This is a genomic window from Ancylobacter novellus DSM 506 (assembly GCF_000092925.1).
Lineage (GTDB): Bacteria > Pseudomonadota > Alphaproteobacteria > Rhizobiales > Xanthobacteraceae > Ancylobacter > Ancylobacter novellus.
Genome location: NC_014217.1, coordinates 3992948 through 4017221 on the forward strand (window position 1 = coordinate 3992948; position 24274 = coordinate 4017221).

A 24274-nucleotide genomic window follows, 5' to 3' on the forward strand; every position below is an offset into this window, starting at 1 on the left:
TTTGCGGACCGGCACATGCTCCAGCTTGTTGAATCCAGAGCGCCCTAAGGCTCCACTACCGGGGACAATTCGCGTGGCGCCGGCGCGTCGGCCGCCAGCGCCTCCCGCCAGCCGCCCTCGCGGGTGATGTCGCGGGCGCCGGCGAGCGCATGGCTCTCGCACAGGAAGCCCTTCACCTCGCTGCCATCCTCCAGCATCAGTGTGCCGATGGCGAGCGGCGCCGGCACGCCGGCGAGGAAGTCGCCCAGCGCCGTGCGCGGCAGCGCCCATATCTCGACCGCGATGGCGGCGCCCTGCCCATCGGCATTGCGCACCAGCCCCGGCCGCGCCGGCGGCCCGCCCGGCAGGGCGTAGAGATTGTAGTGCGGGGCGGTGCGGCAGGCGCGCAGGAACCGCCCGCCGCGATGGATCAGCTCGTGATTGAGCGGCAGGCCGGACATATGCGCGCCGCAGACGGCGAGGGCGATCTCGTCCGCGGCCGGCGCCGGGACGGGCACAGGCGCGCGCCCGCCGCGCTCGACCCTCAGCGCGAGCGAGGCGCAGGCCGCATCCTCGCCCTTGCGCGCGAGGATGGTCAGGCTGCCGGGACGGCCGTCGCCGCGCGGGCCGGTCGGCACGGCGATGCCGCACAGATCGAGCAGGTTGACGAAGTTGGTGTAGGTGCCGAGCCGCGCATTCGGCCCGATCGGGTCGGCGCCGATTTCCTCCAGCGTGACGAAGGTCGGGATGGTCGGCACGCAGATGAACTGCGCCTCCTCGCAGCGCCGCTTCAGCTCCTGCAGCCGGTAGAGCCCCTTGAAGGCATCGACGGCGGTGAGGGACAGGCCCAGATTGAGGATCGCCCGCGTCGTCGGGTGCAGCGTCTCCGGCGCCTGCGTCACCCGCGCGCCCACCGCGGCGACGCGCTCGGCCACCCAGGGGCCGCTATAGAGCAGCTCGGCGACGGCGTAGAACGGCGAGAAATCGATCTCCCGCACCTCGGCGCCGCCGGCCTGCAGCTTCGCGATGGTGGCGCGGAAATGCGCCGCCTGCGCCTCGTCGCCATAGGTGCGCAGGCTCAGAGCATCCGGCACCGCCACGCGGAACCGCGGCGGCGGTGGCGAAAGGCGCTGCGCCGGCAGCGCCTGCGACCAGGGATCGGCGGCATCATAGAAGGCGGTCAATTCGAACAGCTCCCACGCCTCGGCCACGCTGCCGGCGAAGATGGAGACGGTGTCGAGCGAGCGGCAGGCCGGCACCATGCCGATAGAGGACAGCGCCCCCAGGCTCGGCTTCAGCCCGACGATGTCATTGAGCGCCGCCGGCACGCGGCCCGACCCCGCCGTATCGGTGCCGAGCGCGAAGACCGCCAGCCTGCGCGCCACCGCCACCGCCGAGCCGGAGGAGGAGCCGCCCGGCACCAGCTTGGGATCGACGGCGTTGCGCGGCACCGGATAGGGCGTGCGCACGCCGACGAGGCCGGTGGCGAACTGGTCGAGATTGGTCTTGCCGAGGCAGATGGCGCCCATCGCGCGCAGCCTGGCCACGACGGCCGCATCGGCCTCCGCGACATAGGTGAAATCCGGGCACGCCGCCGTCGTCGGCATGCGCGCGACGTCGATATTGTCCTTCACCGCATAGGGGATGCCCCAGAGCGGGCGCCCGTCCGGCGCGCCGAGCGCGCGCGCCTCGCCGAGCGCGGCATGGCGGGCCTCGTAGAGGAAGATGCCGGGATCACTGAGCGCATCGAGCCGGCGGAACGCCTCCTCGACCACCGCCTCCGGGCTCAGCCCGCCGGCATAGGCGGCGCGCAGCGCGGCGAGGGTGAAGGGGAGATCGAGAAGCGGCACCGCATCACATTGCGCAACGGGCATGAGCGAGACCTCGCGGAAGGAAGGACAGCTTCGCAGGGCGCCACTCCTTGCGCCACTACCATCCTGCCCCTCTCGCCGTGTTCGCCAAAATTGCTATGATTTCACCAAGGCGTTGCAATTAATGCACCGCGTGGGGAAATCGGCAGTCCGATGCGGCACTTGTACACGTTCCGCCTGATCGAGGCCGTCGCCCGCGCCGGCTCGATGCGCCGGGCGGCGGAGGACATGGCCATCACCGCCTCGGCGCTGAACCGGCGGATTCGGCGTTTCGAAGCGGAGTTCGGCGCCGAGCTGTTCGAGCGCCTGCCCGGCGGCGTGCGACTGAACCCCGCCGGCGAATTGCTGCTGCACCATTACCGCGCCAGCCTCTCCGACCTCGCCCGCGTGCAGGGACAGGTGGCCGATCTTTCCGGCGAGCGGCGCGGCCATGTCTCCATCGCCTGTTCGCAGGCGCTGCTGCCCTATTTCCTGCCCGAGCAGATCGCCCGCTACCGCGCCGATCATCCCGGCGTCACCTTCGGCGTGAAGGTGCGCGACCGCGCCGAAGCCGAGCAGGAGCTCGCCACCTATGAAAGCGACCTCGCCCTCGTCTTCGAGCCGGTCTATCTCGTCGATTTCGAGGTGATCCGCATCGTGCCGCAGCCCGTGGTGGCGGTGATGGCCGCCGACCATCCGCTCGCGCGTAAGCAGGAGCTGCGCCTGCGCGACTGCCTAGACGCCCCGCATGTGGCGCCGGCGGCGAAGTACGGCGTGCGGCACCTGCTCGACTTCGCCGCGCGGAAAGGCTCACGCCGCGTCGCGCCCATCGTCGAGACCGAGAGCTTCGAGCTGATCCGCCATTATGTGCTGCACGAGCGGGCGGTCGGCTTCCAGATCCCCATCGGCCTGCGCGATCCCGGCGACGGCTCGCTGGTGTTCCGCCCCATCGCCGAGCGCGACCTGCCGACCGGCAACCTCATCCTCGGCCAGATGCGCGGGCGCTCGCTGCCCGTCGCTCCCGCCCGCTTCGCCCAGCGCCTCGCCAACGCGCTGAAGGACTATGCGGGGGGCACCGATCCATAGTCCCACGTCCCCTCATCCCCGGACTTGACCCGGGGACCCAGAGACCTTGCCGCCATCATGCGGCGCGAAGCCTGGGTGGCCGGGTCAAGCCCGGCCATGAGGGCGGAGACGGCCTTGGCGCAGGCAGGGCGGGCGCAGGCCCTAGGCGTCCTCCAGCTCCGCCTCGTCGGCCGGGGCCGGTCCCCGCGCCTGCCGCCGGATCACCTGTGGCGGCTGGCCGAAGCTGCGCAGGAAGGCGCGGCGCATGCGGTCGCGATCAGCGAAGCCGGTCTGCCGGGCCACCATGTCGATGGGATGGGCGGTGTCCTCCATCAGCGCCCGCGCCGCCTCGAGCCGCATATGCTCCACCGCCTTGGCCGGCGACTGGCCGGTCTCGTTCTGGAAGGCGCGGCTGAACTGGCGCGGCGAGAGATGCGCCACCTCGGCCAGCTCTTCGACGTTCAGCCGGCTTGCCAGTTTTGCCCGCGCATAGGTGAGCACCTTCTGGATGCGGTCGGACTTCGGCTCCAGCTCCAGCAGCGAGGAGAACTGCGACTGGCCGCCGGAGCGGCGATGATAGAGCACCAGCTTGCGCGCCACCGCGCGCGCCGCCTCGATGCCGAGGTCTTCCTCGATCAGCGCCAGCGACAGGTCGATCCCGGCGCTCATGCCGGCCGAGGTCCAGACCGGACCGTCGGCGATGAAGATACGGTCCTCCTCGACCTTGATCATCGGGAAGCGCTCGGCCAGTTCGCGGGCGCGCAGCCAGTGGGTGGTGGCCCGCCTGCCGTCGAGCAGGCCCGCCTCGGCCAGCAGGAAGGCGCCCATGCCGGCGCCGGCGATGCGCCTTGCCTGCGCCGCGGCACGGCGCACGAAGTCGATGGTCGATGCCATCTCAGCCACACGACCCCGGCCCCCCGCTACCGCCGGGCGAGCGCCGCCTGAGCGTCAAATCCCCAGCGCGCAGCCGTCCTTGCGCGGATCGGAGGCGCCGGTGAGGGTGCCGTTCGCCCGGTCGAGGCGGATGGCCTGCGCGCCGCCGATCGGCCGGCCGGAGGGCACGATGTCGAAGCCGCGCCGGCGCAGCTCGGCGATGGTCTCCGCCGGGAAGGTGTCCTCGGCCTCGATCTGCGTGGTGCCGGGGATCGGGAACAGCCGCGGCAGGTCGATCGCCGCCTGCGGCTCAAGGCCGAAATCCAGCACTTTGGAGATGAAATGGGCGTGGCCCATGGCCTGGTAATGCCCGCCCATGACGCCGAACGGCATGAACGGCCGGCCGTCCTTTGTCACCATGCCGGGAATGATGGTGTGCATGGGCCGCTTGCGCGGCGCCAATTCGTTCGGATGGCCCTCTTGGAGCACGAAGCTCTGGCCGCGATTGTGGAACAGGACGCCCGAGCGGGGCGCCAGCAGACCCGACCCATAGGGATTGAAGATCGAGTTGATGAAGCTGGCGCAGTTCCGGTCCTTGTCGACCACGCAGATATAGACCGTGTCGCGATGCTCGGCACCGGCGAGGCTGGGCGCCGGCTCACCGGCACGGTCGAGCCGGATGCGGCCGGCGAGCTCGTCCGCCAGTGCGTCGGAGAGCAGATGCGCGACCGGCACCTCGGCCTGCGCCGGATCGGCGAGGAAGCGGTCGCGCTCGGCATAGGCAAGGCGCGTCGCCTCGATCTCCACATGCAGCCGGTCGGCGGTGAGCGGATCGCCCTTGGCCGGGAAGCGCGCGAGAATGTTGAGGATCATCAGCGCGATGATGCCCTGGCCGTTCGGCGGGCATTCATGGATCTCGTGCCCGCGGAAGCTGGTGCGGATCGGCTCGACATATTCGCCACCAGCCTGCGCAAAATCTTCCAGCGTGTGCAGGCCGCCGAGACCGTTCAGGTACGCGACCATGTCCTGCGCCACCGGCCCGCGATAGAAGCCGTCGCGCCCCTCGCGGGCGACGGTCTCCAGCGTGTCGGCCAGCTCCGGCTGGCGATGCACCGCGCCGACGGCGGGGGGCTTGCCGCCGGGCAGGAAGACCCGCGCCGTGCTGGCCTCGGCGGAAAGCAGCGCCGCCTCGCGGCCCCAGTCATACTGCACGCGCTCGGCGACGGCGTAGCCGTGGCGGGCGAGACGGATGGCGGGCGCCAGCAGCTCGGCGAAGGGCATGCGGCCATGCACGGCATGCAGCTTGGTCCAGGCATCGACCGCGCCGGGGATGGTAACGGCGTGCGGCGACTGGCGCGGGATCTGCGTCAGGCCCTTGGCGCGCAGATAGGCCGCCGTCAGCGCCGCCGGCGCGCGTCCCGAGCCGTTGAAGGCATGCACCTTGCCGTCCTCGCCGGCAAGCAGGGCGAAGCAGTCGCCCCCTAAGCCGGTCGAGCCGGGCTCGACCACGCACTGCACGGCACAGGCGGCGATGGCGGCGTCGAGCGCATTGCCGCCCGCCTCCAATACGCGGATCGCCGCCAGCGTCGAGGAGGGATGCGAGGTCGCCGCCATCGCCTCGCGGGTGACGACGGCGGAGCGGCCGGGCTTCTGGAAATCGCGCATGTCGGCAGGTCCTTGTGGCCGCTGGCGGCCGCCAACGTCACAGCCTGCTCGGCCTTCATGGGAGATGTGGTGCGGGTGGTCGGACTCGAACCGACACTCTGTCACCAGAAACGGATTTTGAGTCCGCCGCGTCTACCGGTTCCGCCACACCCGCGCTGCCGATCCCGCGCCGGCGAAGCGCGGCGGACTATAGCGGCCCGCGCGGCGCGGGCAACCCTCTAGGAAACCGATGGGGCCGGTGCTCAGGGCGCCGGCTGGCAGGTGCCGAAGGCGGTCAGCACCTTGCCGCCGGCAAGGGTAGTGAGCGTGGCCTCGGGCTTGGTGCGCGAGAGCTGGATCGCCCAAGCGCTCATGTCGTCATTGCCGTCGAGGATCAGGCTGTCGCCGTCACCGATCACGCTCTGGATCGAGCTGATATGCGGCAGGTCGTTGTCGGCCGTGCTGGCGATGATCTGCTCGCCGAAATGGATGAGGAAGCGGGCCGGCAGGTCGATGGTGCCGAGCTCGGTGGAGGGGCCGCAGCCCTTGGCCTCGCAGATATAGACCTTGTCGAAGCTGCAGGCGGTCGGCGGCGGCAGCGCGTCGTCGTCCGCCGGTGCGGCCGGGGGCATGGCGTCCGACGGGTTGGCTTGCGGGTTGGCCTGAGCGACCGGGGCGGGCGCCGTGGAAGGTGCGGGCGCTTGGGCATGCGCGGCGGCGAGGCCCAGCATCAGGCAGAGGGCGGTGGCTGTCGTCTTGAGCATGGGATGACCCTGGCGCTTGACCGAGGAAACGCGAAGCCGCGGGCGGGTCTCAGTAGACCGGCGTGCGGCACGGCGGATAGGGCGGGGCGCCGCAATAGCCCGGGCCGTAGACCGGCGCCGGCCGCGGCGCGTAGTAGACCGGCGGCGGAGGCGGCGGGGGCGGCGCATAGTAATAGGTCTTCGGCTGGGTCGCGGCCGTGACGGCCGACCCGACCAGCGCGCCGGCCACCAGGCCGCCGATCAGCGCGCCGGTGGAGTTCTTGGCCTGTGCCGGCAGGCTCGCGGCCGTCATCGGCAGAACGATGGCGAGGGCAAGCCCGACGCGCAGTGTCGATCGAAGAACGCTCATGTTCGGCCTCGTGCGAATCGTCGGGCCGACTATCGCGTGCCGGGCGTCGGGGGACAAGCAGGAGAATACCGGAGGCGCGATTGCGGCAGGATGGTGAAGCCCGACGTGGCCGCATCGACCCTGTCTCGCCAAGCTGTTGGCTGAAAATGATTTTCGAGCATGGGCGCGGGAAGCGACCGTAACGTAAATGCTCCAATTCCACCGCACGCCGGCCGTGATCACACGCCAGCATGATCGGCGGTTGGCGAACCATCTCCGCTCCGGCGCGTTGCCGGTGTCGAACGCCCCCGGTCCTGCCGGAGCGGACGATAGTGGAGGTTGAAGTGGACAGACGAGGTTTTCTGCTCGGTCTCGCCGGTGCGGCGGGAACGATGGTTGCCGCCGGCACCCTGCTCAGTCCAGCGCAGGCCACGACGCTCAGCCAGGTGAAGGACTTCACGCCGCCGGACGGACTGCCCGAAGATGCACTCGCCGAGGATGCGCTCGCCGACGAGGCTCTCGCGACGCCGGACGGCACCCCCGTCGAGCCGGCGCATTGGGGTCCCCCCGGTCCGCCTCCCGGCTACTGGCGCCGTCGCCGGCGTCGGTGGCGCCGCCGCCAGCGCCGCGTGTGCCGGCGCGCCTGGAACCGCTGGGGACGGCCTTATCGCCGCTGCCGCTGGGTCTGGTACTGATCGCCACGAAGCAACGAGACGGAAGGGCGCGGTCTCCGCGCCCTTCTTTATGTGTGGCGCTGCCACCACCGGACATCATCGACGGGGAGAGGCGTCGGGATGAGGGAGGTACGCGACAGCCGCGGATGATAGGCCGGATCGTCCTCGAACAAGTCGCGCCAGCGCTCGAGGAACAGCGCCATCTCGCTACCCAATACCCGACTCTGCCCGCGGCTGGCGCTTTCATAGTGAGTCAGCTCGGCATGCGGCGTGTAGACGATGCGCAGGCCCAGCAGGCGCAGGCGCAGGCACATGTCGACGTCATTCCAACTAAGCGAAAAGCGCTCTTCGAAGCCATTTATCTCGTCGAGCAGACTGCGCCGGGTCGCGAAGACCGCGCCTGTGACGACGGAATATTCCCGGTGGACATCGGCCCAGTTGCCGTAGGTCGGCGCGGCGCCGGGCTCGTCGAGGAAGAGATGAGCGCAGGCGTCGTTGGGGCCGAACGCCATACCGACATGCTGGAGCCTCCCGCTCGGATAGAGCAGTCGCGCGCCCACGCCACCCACGTCGGGCTCCAGCGCAAAGGTCATCAACGCCTCCAGCCAGTCGGGTGTGGCTATGACAAGATCGTCGTTCATTAGCACGACATGCTCGGTCGCAGCTAGCCGCCAAAGACCGTTCATCTTGCGCGCATAGTTGAACCGCTCGCCCGGCGCGCGCGGCGTCGCGACAAAACGCATGTCGAACGGCCATTCGCGCTGCCGGTAGAACCCGTCGTCCTCCATGTCGTCGCCGATAAGGACGGTCAGCCTGTCCACCGGCCATGATGCGGTGGTCAGGCTTTCGAGCAGGTCGAGGATATAGGGCCGGCCCGCTGGCCTTCCATCGACATCGCGCGGGGCCTCCCGCCGAGTCGGGATTACCAGGGTGACTGGCGGATGATCGGCAAGGCGCCGCGTCAGGCGCAGCGTATCCGGCCGGCGCCCTGGCACGACGTCGAAATCGCCCAGCCCTCCGGCAGCCCACGTCGCCGCGACGCGACGGCGATCCTCAAGGTTCGCGCGGCGAGGGGCGCCGCGACGCACCGCAAGGATCTCGGGAATGCGCTCGACGGCTATTCCCGCAGCCTGCGCCCGCAGCAGAAGGTCATAGGTGACCGCGGTCCCGGCCTCGCCCGGCAGGCCCAGGCGCCGCAATGCCCGTCCATGGATGAAGATCGGCCAGCCGACATAGTCCTGCGCGATGAGCTGGGTGACGTCGAAGGACGGCTTCAGGAGGACATCCCGTTCGGCGCCGGTATCCTCGTCGAGCGCAACCTCGTCTCCATAGAAGATGCCGACATCCGGGCGCTGCTCGGAATATCGGCGGATGAGATCGGCAAGCGTCGGATGAAGCTGCACCTGCGCATCCGTCAGCACGTACCAGGACGAATCGCCCTCGGGCAGAACGTTCAAGGCGACGCGATCCGACAGCTCGCCGCTCTCTGTGAGGAGAATGGTGAGGAAGAAGGGCTTCGGCGCGTTCAGCATGACGTGTTCATGTAGTTCTATGGTATCCAGTTGCCGTCACGGGCGATCAGACCTCCGACAGTACACGCTTGATGCTATCTTCTATCCTTCGGGCGACGGTACGAGGCGACAGGAGCTGTTCAATCTTCGCCCGTGCGCGCGCCGCAAGAGCTTCGCGCTTGGCGGCCGGGAGACCGGCGGCCATTACCATGCACTCGGCAAAGTGGCCCATGTCGATACACCGGTCGGCAGTGCCTGTCGCGGCAAAGGCGCTGGCGCCATCCAGGGGCCGCCCTTCGCAGCGCACCGGAAAACCGGTCTCTGCATCGAGGTAATCACGCGAACCGCCGTAATCGGCCGCCACGACGATGTTTCCACGCGCCAGCGCCTGCGCCAGCGCCGGATTGAAGCCCGGCAGGCACCGGCTGGAAACATAGATGTCCGCGAGGTCGGAGAGCACGCTCAGCTCCTGCCTGGTCATCGCCTTGGCGACGATGACACCAGGTGTTGCCGAACCTGCTACGATGGCCGAAGAACATTCCGGCTCAAGGACAAGCACCCAGTCGTGCGCGCCGAGTCCCGACTCGGCGAAGACGCGCACAAGATCCTCTACCCCGCCGCCCATCGATGGAGCGCCGGGCTCGGCCGCGCCGAGCATAATGCGCGCAGCTTCGGGGATCCCCAGCCGGCGGCGCAGCGCGTTCTGCTCTGATGGAGACGAAGTGACGCCGCGCAACGGCACGACATGTGGGATGATGTCGATCGGCCCCTGGAAATGGGGCCGCACGAGATCGGCGACGAAGCGGCTCGATGTCCAGATCGCATCGGCCTTCTCGAAGCAGTGGAGAAACTTTCGCCGCGAGAAATCCTCAGCCGCATCGAGCAGGATGACCCGCTTGAGAGCGCGCTCCACCTCGTCGCGCAGTTCCCAGTTGGGATATTCATCCCATGACGAGGCATCGAGATGAATGACGGCGATGTCGGCCGGCCCGGCGAAATCCGAAACGCGGATATTGGGGCTGATTCGGCGATGGGCGGAAAGCGCCTGGATGGGTAGAAGTCGCGTCTCGAAATCGGCGTGCATCAAGGCACGCAAATAGCCGCGTGACACGGCACCGAGCGCGTTGTCGACGTTCCATGCACCCGTGAAGCTGACCCGGAATCGGCGATCGGACGGGGAAGGGCCGAGTGGATATTTCCGATAGAAGGCCAGTTCGGCCAGAAGTCGTTCCGCCAGGGCGACGTCGTAGCCGTAACGCGTCAGTTCGTCCCGCCAGCCGCCGTCAGCATGCCGGTGATCGCGAGCCTGGAGCACGGAGATATCCACGAACGGGAAGCCCGCCGCGAGCAATTCGCGCCAGTTGCGATCGCCTCCATGGCGCGCTTGCGCCGTCCTGAACAGGACATCCACGACGAAGCCCGTCGATTTCATCAGGGACGCGAACCGCTCTTTCTGGCTGTCGCCGACATCGCCCAGATGGACGTAGCCGGCAATGCCGCGGATGAACGACTGAAACGCGAACGAACTCAATACCTTGCGCTTTATCGCGACGAAATTTCCCTCCGGCATCCAGCTGCCGTCAAGGCTGTCGGTCAAGCCGACAATATCTGCCGAACTGTTGCGGATGCAGTCCATCGCCGCATGAAGCGCCGGCCGGTTGGTGGGGCCCAGCAGGCTGTCATCCACAAGGTACAGGATCTCGACATCGGAGAGAGCAGGGTAGCGTCGCATGAGCTGCATCCACGCAGCGAAGATCGTCCCCCTGTTTTCCCGCAGGAAAAGCCCCCTGGCCGATCGGCGCAGCCAGGAATCGTCGTCGGTCAGCGGCCGGTCGGTCAGGACCAGCACATAGACGTCGACCCCCGCGCCGGTCAGCGACTCAACATAATGCCGTACATGCGCCCGGATCCGTCCGCCGAGTGAGCAGATGACGAACAGCGCCGCCTCCCGGCGCGGCGGCTCGAACGCGATCCTTTTGAGCTGCGCCTCCGTATCTATTGATCTTTCATCGCCGGTTGAATGCCTCATTTCCGCGGTCCAATGCTGGACCTCGACGATGCAGCATGCTCAGACGACCGGGGTCGCGTGTTTGTCCATACGCCTCCCCACCGGACGCCAGACGCCGCCGGCGATGGCAGAATTGCGCGACCGTGAGAGCGCGATGCGCCGCGACGGCGCTTGTCTATTCCGGAGCGGCGCCTCCACGCACAACGCAGTGAATCATCGGCGCGAAGCAACATCAATTCGTAACATTCGTTGAGCCGTTGACGAGTGAACGAATATCCACAGCCATCAGTCCTGACTTCCCCAGCATACGTTTCGTGCAACCACAGTAGCAACACTTAATGTCTTACTGAAACCTTTCCAAAGGCCATTCTGCCCAAGGGCGCATGAGCGCGCCCCATTTGCAACCGCCGAGAAGCCGGACCGCTGTCCTTTCTCCCCGGGTCAACGCGGTCTCATTGCCAGCCGCGTCGGAGGATGTTTGAATGCCGCCGCGGTTGACCGCAGGCAGGATTCCCGATCCTTACGCCGCCGGCGACATACGCAAAGAGCTTACGAAACGTTGGCCAAGTGAAGCGACTGAATTATGGACGACATTATGCCGATCAGCAGTAAAAGGTTCGGCGAATTTGACGATACTACTTTCTCTATATCGCTCGGCTTCGACGACGACCCCGCTCTGCCCAACCTGTCCGTGAACGCGGCGGCGTTCATGCAGCCGATCCATTTGGAACATTCGGCCTGGCACGAGCATATTCCGTTCGCTTTCTGGCTCACCGGCGCCCATCGCCCGCGGACATTCGTCGAGCTGGGCACCCATTACGGCGTGTCCTATTTCGCGTTCTGCCAGGCGGTCGAGCGGCTGCGACTGTCCACCCGCTGCTACGCCGTCGACAGCTGGCAGGGCGACGAGCATGCGGGCCTCTACGGCGGCGACGTCTATGAGAAGGTCTCCACCCACAACGCCCGTTTCTACTCGCGTTTCTCCGCCCTCATGCGGACGACCTTCGACGAAGGGGTCGCGTTCTTTGCCGATGGCGAGATAGATCTGCTGCACATCGACGGGTACCACACGCTCGAAGCCGTGAAGCACGATTTCGAGGCATGGCTCCCCAAGCTGTCCGAGCGAGGCCTCGTCATTCTCCATGACAGCAACGAACGCAAGGGCGATTTCGGTGTCTTCCAGTTCATCGAGGAACTGCGGAAAACCTACCCCTGCTTCGAGTTCGCCCATGGTCATGGCCTGGCCATCGTCGGCGTCGGCCCCGACCAGCCCTCCCTGGTGAAGCGACTGTTCGAAGCGGACGGCGACGAGGCGAAGCGACGGAACGTCCAGGAGATCTTCGCCCGGCTCGGCAAAGCCTGCTCCAACGAATACGCCGCCGGTCATCTCAGGTCGGAAGTCGCCGCACTGTCGAGGGAGCGGGATCGTGCCGTCGGCGAGATCGAGCGGCTCGGCACATTGGTGGCGCGGACCGAGGCGGAGGCGCGCCGGCTGACGGGGATGGTGGGCGAACGCGACAACCTGAACGAGACGATCGCGGCAGCTCGGGATCAACTTGCCGAGCTGACCGAGGAAAATGCGGCCTTTCGTCGAGACGCCCGCGGCGCGGCCGAGACGCTCAAAGCCGTGACCCAGAACAACAAGGTCCTGCACGGGCAGCTCGAGCAGCGCGAGCGGGAAGCCGCCGAAACGCTGAACATGAACAACGTCCTACGCGCGCAGGTCGGGCAGCACGAGCGGGAACTCGCCGCGGCGGCACAGCAACTGGCGTTGCGGGAGCAGGAGCTCCGGCGCCTCCGGCGGTCTACGCCCTGGCGAATGACAGCGCTGCTGCGTGCGGTGACGGGAGCGTCGCGATCAGTAAGTCGGAAGCAGGAACGCGCACCCCGATTCATGACCGCGTCCGCGAGGCCCAAACTCGACCACGCCGACGAAGCCTTCGGTTTTGAACGCGACTGGTATCTCTCGGCCTATGCCGATGTCGCCGCGTCCGGAATGGATGCAGAAGAGCACTACCTCAGGCACGGCAAGGGTGAAGGGCGCTTCCCTTCGCGCGCCGCCGCCGAGTTCGACCGCGGAGGATATCTTTCCGCCAATCCCGATGTTGCCGCGTCGGGCATGGATCCCTTTCTGCATTATTGCGCGCATGGAAAGGCCGAAGGGCGGCATTTTGCTCGAATCGGCGGTCAAGGGAGCCCGCAGCTCGCCGCCGAGGCGCGCCAGCCGTCGTTCCTGGAACGGCGCCGCTATGAGGCTTCCACGCCCCGCGGCGACAAGGTCCGGATCCCGGATTCGCTGCATCCCGTCGTCTCGGTGATCATCCCCACCTACGGGCAGGTCGAGTTCACGCTCCGATGCCTGTCGTCGATCTCGGCCCATCCTCCGCAGGTGCCGTTCGAGATCATTGTCATGGACGACGCCTTCCCCGGCGAGGAGGTCGCGCGGCTCAAGACCGAGGTCGAGGGCATCAGGCTCATACGGAACCCGGAGAACCAGGGTTTCCTGTATACCTGCAACATTGCCGCCAAGGAGGCGTCCGGGAAGTATCTGTATTTCCTGAACAACGACACCGAGGTGTTTCCCGGTGCCATCGACGCCCTGGTCGACGTTCTGGAGGCGGATCAGACTGTCGGCCTGACCGGCTCGAAGCTGATCTTTCCGGACGGCAAGCTGCAGGAGGCGGGGGGGGATCATCTGGAGTGATGCCACTGGCTGGAACTTCGGACGCGGAAGCGATCCCTATCGCCCGGAATATAACTATCGACGCGAGGTCGATTACATTTCGGGCGCGGCCATCATGGTGCGGCAGGATCTGTTCGCCCAACTGGGGGGCTTCGATCCGATATTTGCACCCGCCTATTACGAAGACACCGATCTTGCCTTCCGCATCCGGCAGGCCGGGTTCAAGGTGGTCTATGAGCCGCAATCGGCCGTCGTGCATCACGAAGGCGTCTCGCACGGCACGGATATAAACACCGGCGTGAAGGCCCACCAGGTGAAGAATGCCGAGCGCATGCTGGAGCGGTGGCGCGACGTCCTGCAGCGCGATCATTTTGACGGCCCGGCCGATCTCTTCCGGGCCAAGGACCGCGCCCGGCACAAGCCGGTCATACTGGTTGTCGATCACTATGTGCCCGAGCCGGACCGCGACGCCGGCTCCCGCGTGATCGTGAGCTTCCTAACCGCTCTGGTAAGCGCAGGGTGGGTCGTGAAGCTGTGGCCCCACAACCGGGCCTACTCGGAGCTTTACACGAGGCCGGTTGAGGATCTCGGCGTCGAGGTTCTCGACCATCGCTATCTCGGCAGCTTCGAAGACTGGATTCGGCTGAACGGTCCCTTCCTGGACCATGTCCTCGTCAGTCGTCCGTCGATAGCGGAGGACGTTCTACCTGATCTTCGCGCCTTCACACGCGCTCATCTCAGCTACTATGGCGTCGACATCCATTTCCTGCGCATGAAGCGGCAGGCCGAGATCGCCGGCAACCCGCAGCTTCTGAACGAGGCAGCCGCGATGGAGCGGGCCGAGCGGCAGCTCTGGCGGCAGTTCGACAAGGTCATCTACCTCTCGCATGTCGAAACGGCGCTGGTGGAGGAGCTGGAACCCGAAACGGACGCGCACGCGGTCGTGCCGTTCCATTTCGATCACTTCAACGAGCGGACCAAGCCGACGGAAGGAAACACGATCCTGTTCGTCGCTGGATTCTCCCACCCGCCGAACGTCGATGCGGCCGAGTTCCTGGTGCGCGAGATCATGCCGCTGGTCTACGCGCGCCGCCCCGACGCGCGGCTGGCGATCGTCGGCTCGCATCCGACCAATGCCGTGCGCGCCCTTGCCGCCGCAAACATCGAGGTGACCGGCTGGGTGAGCGACGAGCGCCTGATGCAGTACTACGCCGAAGCGAGGCTCGCCGTGGTGCCGCTGCGGTTCGGAGCGGGGGTCAAGGGGAAGGTGGTGGAAGCGCTGAGCCAAGGGCTCCCGCTCGTTACGACGCCAATCGGTGCGGAGGGCATCGTCGGCGTGACCGAGGCCGCGCTGGTCCGCGAGAGCGCGAGAGAGATCGCCGACGGCATTCTTACCCTGCTGAACGACGACGACGCATGGATGAAGGTCTCGAACGATCAGGTGCGGTTCGCCAAGGCAAACTTCTCGCTCGAGGCGTTGCAGGAGTCGCTCGTCGCCGCGCTTCAGCCGAAGCTGGACACCAAGCCAGCTGAGAGTCCTCGAGGGATAAAGGCAGCCGAACTTTGACGGCGCTGGCGCATGCCGTGGTGACTCCGATGAGTTGGCACAGCCAGCGTTCTCGGCCGGCGAGGCGGCCCCCCGCTGGCACACCGCCTCATCCCGACAAAGACGATCAATCCATCGCAACAAGGGTATAGAATGGCGGCGCTACGCGGGCGGAGCGTGATTGCGATCCTCGCCCTTATCTGGATATTCATGGTCTATTGGGACTTTGGATTGCCAGGTCTCCAGGCCGACGAAGCAAATCACTACGCGTTTGCGCCGGGCATCTTGTCGGAAGGTGCGGCGAGGCTCCACCACTATCGCTACCCCGACAATTTCATAGATCGGCTCGACGGCCTAGCACGATACCCGATCGTTGGCGGCAGCTTATATAATACCGACATCGGCGCCTATGTCGGCATTCCATTATTCATCTCTATCGGTTTCTCCGTAGAAAGCTTACGGATATTCGAAGGTTTTCTGACCTTCGGAGCTATATTGTCGTTAGTCGCATTGATCGCCCGTATCTTTGGCTGGGGTCCGGCATTTTTCTTCGGCCTTATTGCCATCACGGACCCGAGCAATATTTTCTCGGCTCGCTCGCAGGCGCACTACTTCTGGTATGTCATCCTGTTCGCCGCCCTGGCAGCGCACTGTTTGCTTTCCGACTACTGGCAACCACGCCGATCGCCTTGGCTCGCTATTGGCGCTGGCAGCAGCACGGCCCTGTCCGTGCTGTGTTATTTCGTCGGCGTGTTTTTCGCGATCCCGTTGATCCTGACGGCAATCTGGACCTATCGCCGTCGACCTTGGCACTTGGTTGCCTTTCTTATCGCCGGCATCGTCGCTTATTCGCCCGTCATTTACGCCGTCGTCTCGATCTATCTGGCAAGTCCTGCATTATTAGCCAACTTCGGTATGCCGGGCTTCGCCTTGGCCGAATCTATTCCGACATTCAGCGTCGAAAATCTGCGCCGCATGTCCAACCTGATCCAGGGCGGATTCGGCTATTATGGACATGCGCTGGGAGTTGTCGGCTATTTCCGCGACAACTACTCCACCGTGCGGCTGGCCATCATTGGCGGGATGCTCGCTTTGCTTGTGGTGACGGCACTCCGTTCCCGGTCTCCCGATAGCACCAAGAGCGCGTTCTACCTGGTTGCTTCCGGCTGCGTTGCGGCCTTCATCACAGGCGCCTTTTTTCTTAAGGCGATAAATTACCACCACTTCATCGCCTACGCTGTCGTCGTCTATATGTTGATGGCTTCGCTCATCGCGTCCGACCGAGTGGTGAAGACTATTGCCATTGCCGCCTGCTCCGTGCTGATCGCCACCAATTTGGTCGCGCTCCATGCCGCACACAAAGCGCTGAACAAGACGGGGGGGCTCGCTTATCATAACGAAGCTTATTCGGTGCCAGCGGAATTATTCCGTACGACGCTGAAAGACTACCGTCCAGTATTTGCTTCTTGGGGCTCGCACCTGCAGTTTCTGTTCCAGACGCGAGGACGGATACCCTATACGTTCATCGGCTCTCCCTCGACCGCGGAATTCTCGACCCTGGTCAAGCAGTACGGAAAAATTGCCATCATCATCGGCGTTAAGGAGCGCCGGACAGTTACGGATTTCGGTGGCCCGGTGGATTTCGAGATGCACTTCTCGCAGAGAGACGGGGCTCCTCTCTTTGATATAATTCTCGTCGGCCAAGAAAACGCCAAGCCCGCTCCACAATGAACGAGGACAGCTAACCACTTCCCTGCCGATTCGATGATTGGGCGCGAGATGCTGGAAAGGCGTGACGACATCCAGGGGCTGCGCGCGCTGGCGGTTCTTGCCGTGATCGCGTTCCACCTCCGGCTGCCCTATTTTCCCGGCGGCTATGTCGGCGTCGACGTGTTCTTCGTGATCTCGGGCTTTGTGATCACCTCGTCCATCGCGAAGGACATCGCGAGCGGTTCGTTTTCCTTCGGGACCTTCTTCCTCAAGCGCCTCCGCCGCCTCCTGCCGGCGCTGACCGCGACGGCAGCGCTGACGCTGGTCGCGGCAGGCCTTCTCTTTCCACCGACACTGTTCGTGCAGACGGCGCAATCGGCGCTCTATTCAATCACCGGGCTCTCCAACATCTTCTTCTGGAGGGAGGCCGGCTATTTCGCCAACGCGTCACTTACCAAGCCGCTCCTGCATACCTGGTCGCTCAGCGTCGAGGCGCAGTTCTATCTTGTCTGGCCGGTGCTGCTGGTCCTCGCCTATCGCCAGCGCACGCGGTTGCACCTCGTCGGACTGCTCGGCGGGCTGTCGATCGCCGGGCTCATCGCCTCGGAGATGGTGACCCGAAGCGACCCGGAGATGGCGTTCTTCCTGACGCCGTTCCGCTTCTTCGAATTCGCCATAGGCGGCCTGCTGGCGCTCGCCCCTCCGACATTCCGCCCAAGGGGGCTCGTGGCGGAGGTGCTTCTGCTCGCAGCGCTCGCGGCGTTGGCCGCCAGCATCGTCCTGCTCAGCGAAGCGACGCCGTTCCCCGGCCTGACCGCTCTCCTGCCGTGCGGCGCGACGGCATTGGCGATCTTCGCCGGCAGAGCGGCCGTGACCGGCCGGATATTGGACAACCCCGCCGGCCGCTACATCGGCGAGGTTTCGTATTCACTCTACCTCGTGCACTGGCCCATCATCGTCTTCTGGACCTACGCCCTGTTCCGCCCGCCGACCCCCGTTGAAGTACTGGCCATGGGTGTGGCTACGTTCGCGGCGGGGCACATGCTTTTCTGGACCGTCGAGGACCGCTTCCGGCGCTCCTTGTGGAACCGCCATACGGCCGGCGCTCGTCTGGCGATCGTGGTCGTGCTTCCATCGATCATATTCGGCGCCGGCGCTGTGTGGGCTCAGGGCGGCTGGGCGTGGCGTTCGCCCAACTACTTCCCGTCCGGCTTCGTCGATGCCCAACTCGCGAAGCGCTATCGGACGCTGAACGCCCTTTGCTCGGCGAGGGGGTGGGCAAAGTGCTGGGAGCCGGTCGAGACCAGTAAGAAGCGGGTGCTTGTCGTTGGCGACAGCTATGCGCCTGATGGCCTGAACATTGTCGATGTCAGCCTGCACGACGCCTATTTCATCCTCGATACGGTCCCCGGTTGTCCGCCCTATCCTGATATAGCGAAGATCTTCCCCGGCCGTATGGCCAATATCGACAAATGCAACGCGGCCAATCAGCGTCGATTTAATACCGATTACTTGCGCTATTTCGATGCAATCGTGATCTCGAATTCATGGTCCTGGTACAAACCAGCCCATCTCGAAGCGTTTCTGAAACAGGTCAGATCCGCGGCGCCCGATGCGAGGATAGTGATACTCGGTGCCTATTACACGCTGAAGCAGAACTGCTGGGAGCTCATCGAGCGCTCCGGCCGCGGGGCGTGCAGCGATCCCGCATTCCTCGAGCCGCCTCTTGCGCTCGAAAAGGATGCAGAGGCGGTCGCCAGCAAATACGGCGCAACCTTCCTGTCCAAACGCGAACTCATGTGTGGTCCTGCGGAATGCCAGTTCTATGTCGATGACGCGAAATCGATCCCCTTCGCCTGGGACAGGAACCACCTGAGCTACGAGTTCGCGAGGCTGATCGGCGAGCGCGCGAAGGACAAGATTCGTCGGTCTCTGCTCGGCTCGACGGATACCACTGCCATGCCCTGATGGAGCGCCATTCCCGCGCCCTTCCTCATTGGGGCGGTGCCGGGCGCGGGCGCGCTGGCTCTCCCCCGCCGAGCAGGTCGATAAAGGCCTGCGCCGCCTTGGTGGCGTAACGTTCGCGGTGGCGCAGGGCGAGGAAGGACCGGCGCGGCATGGGATAGCCGACCAGCGTCATCGCGCCGGCACGCAAGGCTTCCTCGACGACGCGGCGCGAGATGACGGTGACGCCGCTGCCCGCCTCCACGGCCGCGCGCACCGCCTCGTTCGAGGGATATTCCAGCGCCACGTCGAGTTCGCCCGGCGAAATGCCGAGGCTGCGCAGATGCGCCTCGAAGATGGCCCGCGTCCCCGAGCCGGGCTCGCGCAGCACCCACGGCCCCTCCCGCAGCTGCTCGGGCGCGGTCGGTGCCCGCCAGGTCCAGCGATGGGTGACCGGGGCGACCAGCACCATCTCGTCCTCGGCGACCGGCGTCGCCGACAGCACGGGATCGTCGATCCCGCCCTCGATGAAGCCGAGATCGGCGGCACCGTCGCGCACGCAGTCGGCGACAAAATCGGTGTTGCCGATGACGAGGCTCACGGCGATGCCGGGATAACGCGCGCGAAAGCGCGCGACCAGCGCCGGCAGCCAGTAATTGCCGGTCGTCTGGCTGCCCGCCAGGGCCAGCGAGCCATGGGCGAGGCCGGCAAGGTCGGCCAGCACCTTCTCCGCCGCCGCCGCCCGCGCCAGCACGGCGCGCGCCTCCGGAAGGAAGAGCCGGCCGGCCTGCGTCAGCACGATGCCGCGGCCGACCCGGTCGAACAGCCGCGCTGCATGGCGCGCCTCCAGCGCGGCGATGGCGGCGCTGGTCGCCGATGGGGTGAGGTTGAGCTGCTCGGCGGCGCGGGTGACATGCTCACGCTCGGCGACGGCGACGAAGATGCGCAGCTGCTCCAGTGTCATCCGCCGCCCGATTTCCTCATGTCGTGATCTTCACCAGCAGCAGGCTGAAGCCGGCGATGAAGGCGAAGGCGGCGAAGCCCAGCGCGAAGGGCTTCAGCCCCTTGGCCCGCAGCTTGGCGATGTCAGTCTCGAGGCCCATCGCCGCCAGCGCCATGGAGAGCAGGAAGGTGGTGGCGAGCACGATCGCCGCCTTCAGCTCCGCCGGCATGGTCACCAGGCTGTTGAGCCCGACCATGGCGAGGAAGCCGAGCACGAACCAGGGCATGGGCGGCCGCGTAGTGGAGGCGCCGTGGCCGTGCCGGGCGGCGCGGCGGCTGGCGGCGAAGCCGAGCGCGATCACCATCGGCGCCAGCAGCATGACGCGCGAGAGCTTGGCGATGGTGCCGAACTCGCCGGCCGCCGAGCCGTCCTGGTAGGCGGCGGCGACGACCTGGGCGATCTCGTGGATCGAGGCGCCGGCCCACAGCCCATAGGCATGCGGCGCGAGGCCCAGAACATCCGGCAGCAACGGGTAGAGGAACATGGCGACGGAGCCGAAGACGGTGACGCAGGCCACCGCATAGGCGACGTCCTCGTCATGCGCGCGGGTCACCGTGTTGGTGGCGATCACCGCCGAGGCGCCGCAGATCGAGGTGCCGGCGGCGATCAGCTCGGCGAGGCCGCGCTCGACGCCGATCAGCCGGCCGAACCAGGTGGTGAAGAGGAAGGTCGCGAGGAGGGTCAGCGCGATGACGGCAAGGCCGCTCAGGCCGACCTCGGCGACCTGGGCCGCGGTGAGCTGCAGGCCTAAGAGGATGATGGCGAAGCGCAGGATGCGCCGCATGGCGAAGGTCACGCCCTCCTTGGCGCGGGCGGGCGTGCCGAGCAGGTTGTGGAAGGAGATGCCGATGAGGATCGACAGGATCATCGGGCTCAGCACGCCGAGCATGGGCACCTGCCGCAAGCCGAAGGCCGCGCCGGCAATGCCCGCGGTGAGCGCGAGCCCCGGCAGGAGGCCGTAGTGACGAAGCTTCGAACCCTTCCGGGCATCGGCGGCAGCATCCACATGCGCGACCATGATCGTCCCTCCCTCACGGCGACGATCCGTCTTCGCAGCTTCAAATCATTCGATCCAACGGATTATATCGCACAAATCGTTCGACAAAAACGAACGATTTGTGCGCGGCGACCCCATGCGCGGATCGAGCGTTCATGCGGGAAATGTCGGATGAGCCCGCGGCGCCGTCTGGCGCGGGAAGGGGAAATGGTGCCGCTTGCGTGACTCGAACACGCGACCCTCGCATTACGAATGCGATGCTCTACCGACTGAGCTAAAGCGGCACGCGCGGCTCTGATAGCCGCGACGCCTCATTTTTTCAAGCGCCGGGACGCGTCACCCCGCGCAGGAAGCTTCTCAGCCCCAGGGACCGCGCCCGCTGCCGCGACCGCCGTCGTCCCGGCCCGTGCGGCCCCAGACATTGCTCGAAGCCTGGCTCGCAGACGAGCCCGGGCGCCGCGAGGCGCCGCCCCAAGGACCGGATCCGCTGCCCGAACCGGCGGCTTCGGGCTCGACATAGGCCCCGCCGCCGCCCCATCCGGTGCCCATCCCGCCACCCATCTCCTGCGCCAGCACCTGGAGCGCAGCGATGCGGTTCTCGGTCGCCGGGTGGGTCGAGAACAGATTGTCCATCCGCTCGCCCGAGAGCGGGTTGATGATGAACATATGGGCCGTGGCCGGATTGTGCTCGGCCGGCATGTTGGGGATGTGCTGCGCGGCGCCCGCGATCTTGGCCAGCGCCGAGGCGAGCCAGAGCGGCTGGCCGCAGATCTGCGCGCCGAGCTTGTCGGCCTCGTATTCGCGCGAGCGCGAGATCGCCATCTGCACCACCATGGCGGCGAGCGGCGCCAGGATCATCATGGCGATGGTGCCAATGAGCCCGAACGGATTGTTGTTGTTGCGTCCGCCACCGAAGAACATGGCGAAGTTGGCGAGCATGGAGATGGCGCCCGCCAGCGTGGCGGTGATGGTCATGGTCAGCGTGTCGTAGTTCTTCACATGCGCCAGCTCGTGCGCCATCACGCCCGCCACCTCCTCGCGCGACAGCGAGTTGATGAGGCCGGTGGTCGCCGCCACCGCCGCGTTCTGCGGGTTGCGACCGGTCGCGAAGGCGTTGGGCTGCGCGCTGTCGATGATGAACACGCGCGGCATGGGAAGCTGCGCCCGCGCGGCGAGCTGCTCGATCAGCCCGTAGAATTCCGGCGCGCTGGCGCGATCCACCTGGCGCGCGCCGTACATGGACAGCACCATGCGGTCGGAATTCCAGTAGCTGAAGATGTTCATGCCGGCGGCGAAGACCAGCGCGATGACCATGCCGCCCTGGCCGCCCAGCATGTAGCCGACGCCCATGAACAGCGCGGTCATGCCCGCGAGCAGGATCGCCGTGCGGAAATAGTTCATCTGTCCCTCATCTCGGCCGCGAAGGCGGCCGTGGGCAATAGAATGGGAAGCGCCGCCGGGCGCTTCAAGATCGCACGGCGTCCGCCAATCCTTGCCGGCGCTGCGTCAGACCGCCTTCCGCGCAGGGCTGCCGCGCCGCCCCCCGCCTTGACGGGCGCGCGCCAGCGGTGGTTCCAATGGCGCATGAGCAAGACCGATCCAACCCCGCCCGCGCCCGCCGAGCGCCGCCCGCTCACCCCCGCCGCGAAGCGCGCGCTGGAGGAAGCCGCGGCGCGGCGCGCCGCCAGCACGCAGGCGCAGGCGCCGAAGGAGATCGACGGCCGCAACGGCCCCGAGCCGGTGCGCTATGGCGACTGGGAAGTGAAGGGCATCGCCTCGGATTTTTGAACGCCCGGGCGGAACCCGGCATCCGGCTGGCCACATTTCGATTGGCTGTTCAACTTATCCGTGTCCCATGCTCTTCTGGGACCGGTTCCGGCGCGTCTGCGTGGCGGACGCTCCTACGGCACCGGCCCAAGGAGGCGAACATGTCGACGACGGTGAACTGCTGCTGCGACGCCGTGCATGACGGGAACTGCCCCGAACCCGGGGGACTGAGCCGACGCCTGTTCATGGCGACCGCGGCGGGCGCCGCCGGAGCGGCGGGCCTGGGTTTTTCACCGGCGGTGGCGGCCGCGCCTTCCCCGGACAAGGCGAAGTTCATGGAGGAGGCCACCCGCCTCGCCATCGAATCGGTCGAGAAGGGCTGGGGCGGGCCGTTCGGCGCCGTCATCGTAAAAGATGGCGAGATCATCGGCCGCGGGCAGAACCGCGTGCTGCTCACCGGCATCCCGGTCTTCCATGCCGAGATCACGGCGATCATGGACGCCTCGGCCCGTCTCAACCCCAAGGCGCTGCTCGGCAGCGACTATGGCGCGGGCACCATCCTCGAAATGATCCCGCGCGAGCCCGGCTCGCCCGATCCGGTGCCCGAGCGCGCCCGGATGCTGAAAGGCTGCGAGATCTACATCAACGGTGCGCCCTGCCCGATGTGCATGAGCGCCATCTACTGGTCGCGCATCGACCATGTGTATTTCGCCGCCAGCCTCAAGGACACCAGCGCCATCGGCTTCGACGACGCCTTCCAATACGAGGACTTCGCCAAGCCGTGGTCGGAGCGGCGGATCGCCGTGACCGAGAATTTCGAGCGCGCCACCGGCCTCAAGGCCTATGAGGCGTGGATGAACAAGAAGGACCGGCATCCCTATTAGGGCCTTTCCCGATCGGCGGAATCATCCGATCGGCAAGGAAATGCTCCGGGTTGCGGGCGGTTCACTCCTCCCCGCCGCCCCCCGGCTTGTCGCGTCGCATCGCCTTGACGCCGGCGCGGCGGGCCTTGCTTTCCAACCGGCGGACCTTGGAGCCGAGCGTCGGGCGCGTCGGGCGGCGGATCACCGGCAGGTCGGCCGCCTCCTGCACCATGGCGACGAGGCGCGCCAGCGCGTCCTCGCGGTTGCGCTCCTGCGTGCGGTAGCGCTGGGCGATCAGCACGATCGCCCCTTCCTTGGTGAGGCGCCGGCCGGCGATGCGCTCCAGCCGCGCCTTCACCACATCCGGCAGGGTCTTCGAGCCGCGCACGTCGAAGCGCAGCTGCACCGCGGTCGAGACCTTGTTGACGTTCTGCCCGCCGGGACCGGAGGCGCGCACGAAGCTCTCCTCGATCTCGTTCTCGTCGAGCCAGATGCGCGGCGTGACCGGGATCATGGCCGCTGGCGCAGGAAGGCCGCCGTCACGGCCGCGGCTCCCCGTCGATCGCCTCCAGCCGCCGGCGTACCTTTTCGAGTTCGGCGAGGGTGGCGTTGATCTGGGCGGTGAGCTCGCGCGTCAGCCGGTGCGCCGCCTCGGGATAGCTCTCCAGCGTGCGCAGGAACACCATGCGGGGGAGGCGCAGCACCTCCGCGTCCTCCAGCGCCGTGGCGGTGGCCGGCCGCTTGGTGTCGGTGAGCAGCGCCATCTCGCCCAGCAGCGCGGTTGATCCCACCCGCGTCGCCTGGCCGGGCCGGCGGGTGGCCTCGTCATTGCCGCGGGTGACGGAGAAGGTGCCGTGCACCACCACATAGGCGCAGTCCGCCGCATCGCCCTCGCGAAACAGCGCCTGCCCGCGAGGAACGGCGTAGCGCTCGACACTGATCGCGATCACCCGCAATGCCTCGCGGCCGATCAGCGCCAGCGTCGGCACGCGTTCCAGGAAGGCGATATCGTCCTCGATGGACATCCGGCGGGAGAAACTCCTCCTCGGGACGAATCAGTCGCCC

19 protein-coding genes, 2 tRNA genes and 1 pseudogene are annotated in these 24274 nt (G+C 66.6%); 8 read left to right on the top strand and 14 right to left on the bottom strand.

Annotated features, from left to right (window positions below; genetic code table 11):
* Window positions 1-44: 44 nt before the first annotated feature.
* Window positions 45-1853, bottom strand: a complete 1809-nt coding sequence (atzF, locus tag SNOV_RS18765; RefSeq protein WP_013168546.1) for an allophanate hydrolase — start codon at window positions 1851-1853, stop codon at window positions 45-47.
* A 150-nt stretch (window positions 1854-2003) separates the two neighbouring features.
* Between atzF and SNOV_RS18770 the strand changes: the two genes are divergently transcribed.
* Window positions 2004-2915, top strand: a complete 912-nt coding sequence (locus SNOV_RS18770) for a LysR family transcriptional regulator (protein ID WP_013168547.1) — start codon at window positions 2004-2006, stop codon at window positions 2913-2915.
* A gap of 141 nt (window positions 2916-3056) precedes the next feature.
* Here the strand turns inward: SNOV_RS18770 and SNOV_RS18775 are convergent.
* The 5 genes and pseudogenes from SNOV_RS18775 to SNOV_RS18795 form a co-directional block, all read right to left on the bottom strand.
* Window positions 3057-3818 (bottom strand): annotated as a pseudogene (locus SNOV_RS18775) (GlxA family transcriptional regulator); the annotation flags it as partial.
* A 24-nt stretch (window positions 3819-3842) separates the two neighbouring features.
* Window positions 3843-5432 (bottom strand): gamma-glutamyltransferase, encoded by a 1590-nt coding sequence (gene ggt / locus SNOV_RS18780; protein ID WP_013168549.1) that lies wholly within the window; start codon window positions 5430-5432, stop codon window positions 3843-3845.
* 67 nt (window positions 5433-5499) lie between these two features.
* Window positions 5500-5586: transfer RNA gene (locus SNOV_RS18785), tRNA-Leu, on the bottom strand.
* 88 nt (window positions 5587-5674) lie between these two features.
* A complete protein-coding gene (locus tag SNOV_RS18790) occupies window positions 5675-6175 on the bottom strand; it encodes a hypothetical protein (protein WP_013168550.1) in 501 nt (166 codons plus the stop codon).
* 49 nt (window positions 6176-6224) lie between these two features.
* Window positions 6225-6524, bottom strand: coding sequence for a hypothetical protein (locus SNOV_RS18795; RefSeq protein ID WP_013168551.1), 300 nt, complete (start codon window positions 6522-6524; stop codon window positions 6225-6227).
* Window positions 6525-6847: 323 nt separating this feature from the next.
* Between SNOV_RS18795 and SNOV_RS18800 the strand changes: the two genes are divergently transcribed.
* Window positions 6848-7198 carry a hypothetical protein gene (locus tag SNOV_RS18800; RefSeq protein WP_041782414.1) on the top strand — a complete coding sequence of 117 codons (351 nt, stop codon included), beginning with the start codon at window positions 6848-6850 and terminating at the stop codon, window positions 7196-7198.
* Window positions 7199-7245: 47 nt separating this feature from the next.
* Here SNOV_RS18800 and SNOV_RS22725 read toward each other — a convergent pair whose 3' ends face one another.
* Window positions 7246-8709 (bottom strand): glycosyltransferase family 2 protein, encoded by a 1464-nt coding sequence (locus SNOV_RS22725; RefSeq protein ID WP_013168553.1) that lies wholly within the window; start codon window positions 8707-8709, stop codon window positions 7246-7248.
* A 46-nt stretch (window positions 8710-8755) separates the two neighbouring features.
* Window positions 8756-10717 (bottom strand): glycosyl transferase, encoded by a 1962-nt coding sequence (locus SNOV_RS18810; RefSeq protein WP_013168554.1) that lies wholly within the window; start codon window positions 10715-10717, stop codon window positions 8756-8758.
* Between the two features lie 562 nt (window positions 10718-11279).
* On the opposite strand from SNOV_RS18810, the gene SNOV_RS22730 reads away from it, so the two are divergent.
* The 4 genes from SNOV_RS22730 (at window position 11280) to SNOV_RS22735 (ending at window position 18603) form a co-directional block, all read left to right on the top strand.
* Window positions 11280-13400: a class I SAM-dependent methyltransferase gene (locus SNOV_RS22730; protein WP_049785761.1), complete on the top strand. Its 2121-nt coding sequence runs from the start codon at window positions 11280-11282 to the stop codon at window positions 13398-13400.
* A gap of 94 nt (window positions 13401-13494) precedes the next feature.
* The gene (locus SNOV_RS18820) at window positions 13495-14946 is read left to right on the top strand and encodes a glycosyltransferase (protein WP_013168556.1); all 1452 of its coding nucleotides are present in this window, start codon (window positions 13495-13497) and stop codon (window positions 14944-14946) included.
* A gap of 132 nt (window positions 14947-15078) precedes the next feature.
* Window positions 15079-16656: a glycosyltransferase family protein gene (locus tag SNOV_RS18825; protein WP_013168557.1), complete on the top strand. Its 1578-nt coding sequence runs from the start codon at window positions 15079-15081 to the stop codon at window positions 16654-16656.
* 48 nt (window positions 16657-16704) lie between these two features.
* Window positions 16705-18603 carry an acyltransferase family protein gene (locus tag SNOV_RS22735; protein WP_187291076.1) on the top strand — a complete coding sequence of 633 codons (1899 nt, stop codon included), beginning with the start codon at window positions 16705-16707 and terminating at the stop codon, window positions 18601-18603.
* A gap of 25 nt (window positions 18604-18628) precedes the next feature.
* On the opposite strand, the gene SNOV_RS18835 is transcribed toward SNOV_RS22735, so the two are convergent.
* The 4 genes from SNOV_RS18835 to htpX form a co-directional block, all read right to left on the bottom strand.
* Window positions 18629-19543: a LysR family transcriptional regulator gene (locus SNOV_RS18835; RefSeq protein WP_013168559.1), complete on the bottom strand. Its 915-nt coding sequence runs from the start codon at window positions 19541-19543 to the stop codon at window positions 18629-18631.
* 16 nt (window positions 19544-19559) lie between these two features.
* The gene (locus tag SNOV_RS18840) at window positions 19560-20600 is read right to left on the bottom strand and encodes a YeiH family protein (RefSeq protein WP_013168560.1); all 1041 of its coding nucleotides are present in this window, start codon (window positions 20598-20600) and stop codon (window positions 19560-19562) included.
* A 187-nt stretch (window positions 20601-20787) separates the two neighbouring features.
* Window positions 20788-20863 (bottom strand) — tRNA-Thr (locus tag SNOV_RS18845).
* A gap of 73 nt (window positions 20864-20936) precedes the next feature.
* Entirely contained in the window at window positions 20937-21980 is a 1044-nt protein-coding gene (gene htpX / locus SNOV_RS18850) for a zinc metalloprotease HtpX (RefSeq protein WP_013168561.1), read from the bottom strand.
* A gap of 183 nt (window positions 21981-22163) precedes the next feature.
* On the opposite strand from htpX, the gene SNOV_RS18855 reads away from it, so the two are divergent.
* Together SNOV_RS18855 and SNOV_RS18860 are read left to right on the top strand one after the other, a co-directional pair.
* Window positions 22164-22367, top strand: a complete 204-nt coding sequence (locus SNOV_RS18855; RefSeq protein WP_013168562.1) for a DUF1674 domain-containing protein — start codon at window positions 22164-22166, stop codon at window positions 22365-22367.
* A gap of 140 nt (window positions 22368-22507) precedes the next feature.
* Entirely contained in the window at window positions 22508-23230 is a 723-nt protein-coding gene (locus tag SNOV_RS18860) for a nucleoside deaminase (protein WP_013168563.1), read from the top strand.
* 61 nt (window positions 23231-23291) lie between these two features.
* Here the strand turns inward: SNOV_RS18860 and arfB are convergent, their stop codons facing one another.
* Entirely contained in the window at window positions 23292-23723 is a 432-nt protein-coding gene (arfB, locus tag SNOV_RS18865) for an alternative ribosome rescue aminoacyl-tRNA hydrolase ArfB (protein WP_013168564.1), read from the bottom strand.
* Window positions 23724-23748: 25 nt separating this feature from the next.
* On the bottom strand, window positions 23749-24234 hold the full coding sequence (locus SNOV_RS18870) for a cyclic nucleotide-binding domain-containing protein (RefSeq protein ID WP_013168565.1): 486 nt from the start codon (window positions 24232-24234) through the stop codon (window positions 23749-23751).
* Window positions 24235-24274: the final 40 nt, after the last annotated feature.

What these genes read in the sequence shown, in the direction of transcription:
- atzF (WP_013168546.1), bottom strand. Translation starts at nt 1,853, where the DNA reads ATGCCCGTTGCGCAATGTGATGCGGTGCCGCTTCTCGATCTCCCCTTC.
- SNOV_RS18770 (WP_013168547.1), top strand. Translation starts at nt 2,004, where the DNA reads ATGCGGCACTTGTACACGTTCCGCCTGATCGAGGCCGTCGCCCGCGCC.
- ggt (WP_013168549.1), bottom strand. Translation starts at nt 5,432, where the DNA reads ATGCGCGATTTCCAGAAGCCCGGCCGCTCCGCCGTCGTCACCCGCGAG.
- SNOV_RS18790 (WP_013168550.1), bottom strand. Translation starts at nt 6,175, where the DNA reads ATGCTCAAGACGACAGCCACCGCCCTCTGCCTGATGCTGGGCCTCGCC.
- SNOV_RS18795 (WP_013168551.1), bottom strand. Translation starts at nt 6,524, where the DNA reads ATGAGCGTTCTTCGATCGACACTGCGCGTCGGGCTTGCCCTCGCCATC.
- SNOV_RS22725 (WP_013168553.1), bottom strand. Translation starts at nt 8,709, where the DNA reads ATGCTGAACGCGCCGAAGCCCTTCTTCCTCACCATTCTCCTCACAGAG.
- SNOV_RS18810 (WP_013168554.1), bottom strand. Translation starts at nt 10,717, where the DNA reads ATGAGGCATTCAACCGGCGATGAAAGATCAATAGATACGGAGGCGCAG.
- SNOV_RS22730 (WP_049785761.1), top strand. Translation starts at nt 11,280, where the DNA reads ATGGACGACATTATGCCGATCAGCAGTAAAAGGTTCGGCGAATTTGAC.
- SNOV_RS18820 (WP_013168556.1), top strand. Translation starts at nt 13,495, where the DNA reads ATGGTGCGGCAGGATCTGTTCGCCCAACTGGGGGGCTTCGATCCGATA.
- SNOV_RS18825 (WP_013168557.1), top strand. Translation starts at nt 15,079, where the DNA reads ATGGCGGCGCTACGCGGGCGGAGCGTGATTGCGATCCTCGCCCTTATC.
- SNOV_RS22735 (WP_187291076.1), top strand. Translation starts at nt 16,705, where the DNA reads ATGCTGGAAAGGCGTGACGACATCCAGGGGCTGCGCGCGCTGGCGGTT.
- SNOV_RS18835 (WP_013168559.1), bottom strand. Translation starts at nt 19,543, where the DNA reads ATGACACTGGAGCAGCTGCGCATCTTCGTCGCCGTCGCCGAGCGTGAG.
- SNOV_RS18840 (WP_013168560.1), bottom strand. Translation starts at nt 20,600, where the DNA reads ATGGTCGCGCATGTGGATGCTGCCGCCGATGCCCGGAAGGGTTCGAAG.
- htpX (WP_013168561.1), bottom strand. Translation starts at nt 21,980, where the DNA reads ATGAACTATTTCCGCACGGCGATCCTGCTCGCGGGCATGACCGCGCTG.
- SNOV_RS18855 (WP_013168562.1), top strand. Translation starts at nt 22,164, where the DNA reads ATGAGCAAGACCGATCCAACCCCGCCCGCGCCCGCCGAGCGCCGCCCG.
- SNOV_RS18860 (WP_013168563.1), top strand. Translation starts at nt 22,508, where the DNA reads ATGTCGACGACGGTGAACTGCTGCTGCGACGCCGTGCATGACGGGAAC.
- arfB (WP_013168564.1), bottom strand. Translation starts at nt 23,723, where the DNA reads ATGATCCCGGTCACGCCGCGCATCTGGCTCGACGAGAACGAGATCGAG.
- SNOV_RS18870 (WP_013168565.1), bottom strand. Translation starts at nt 24,234, where the DNA reads ATGTCCATCGAGGACGATATCGCCTTCCTGGAACGCGTGCCGACGCTG.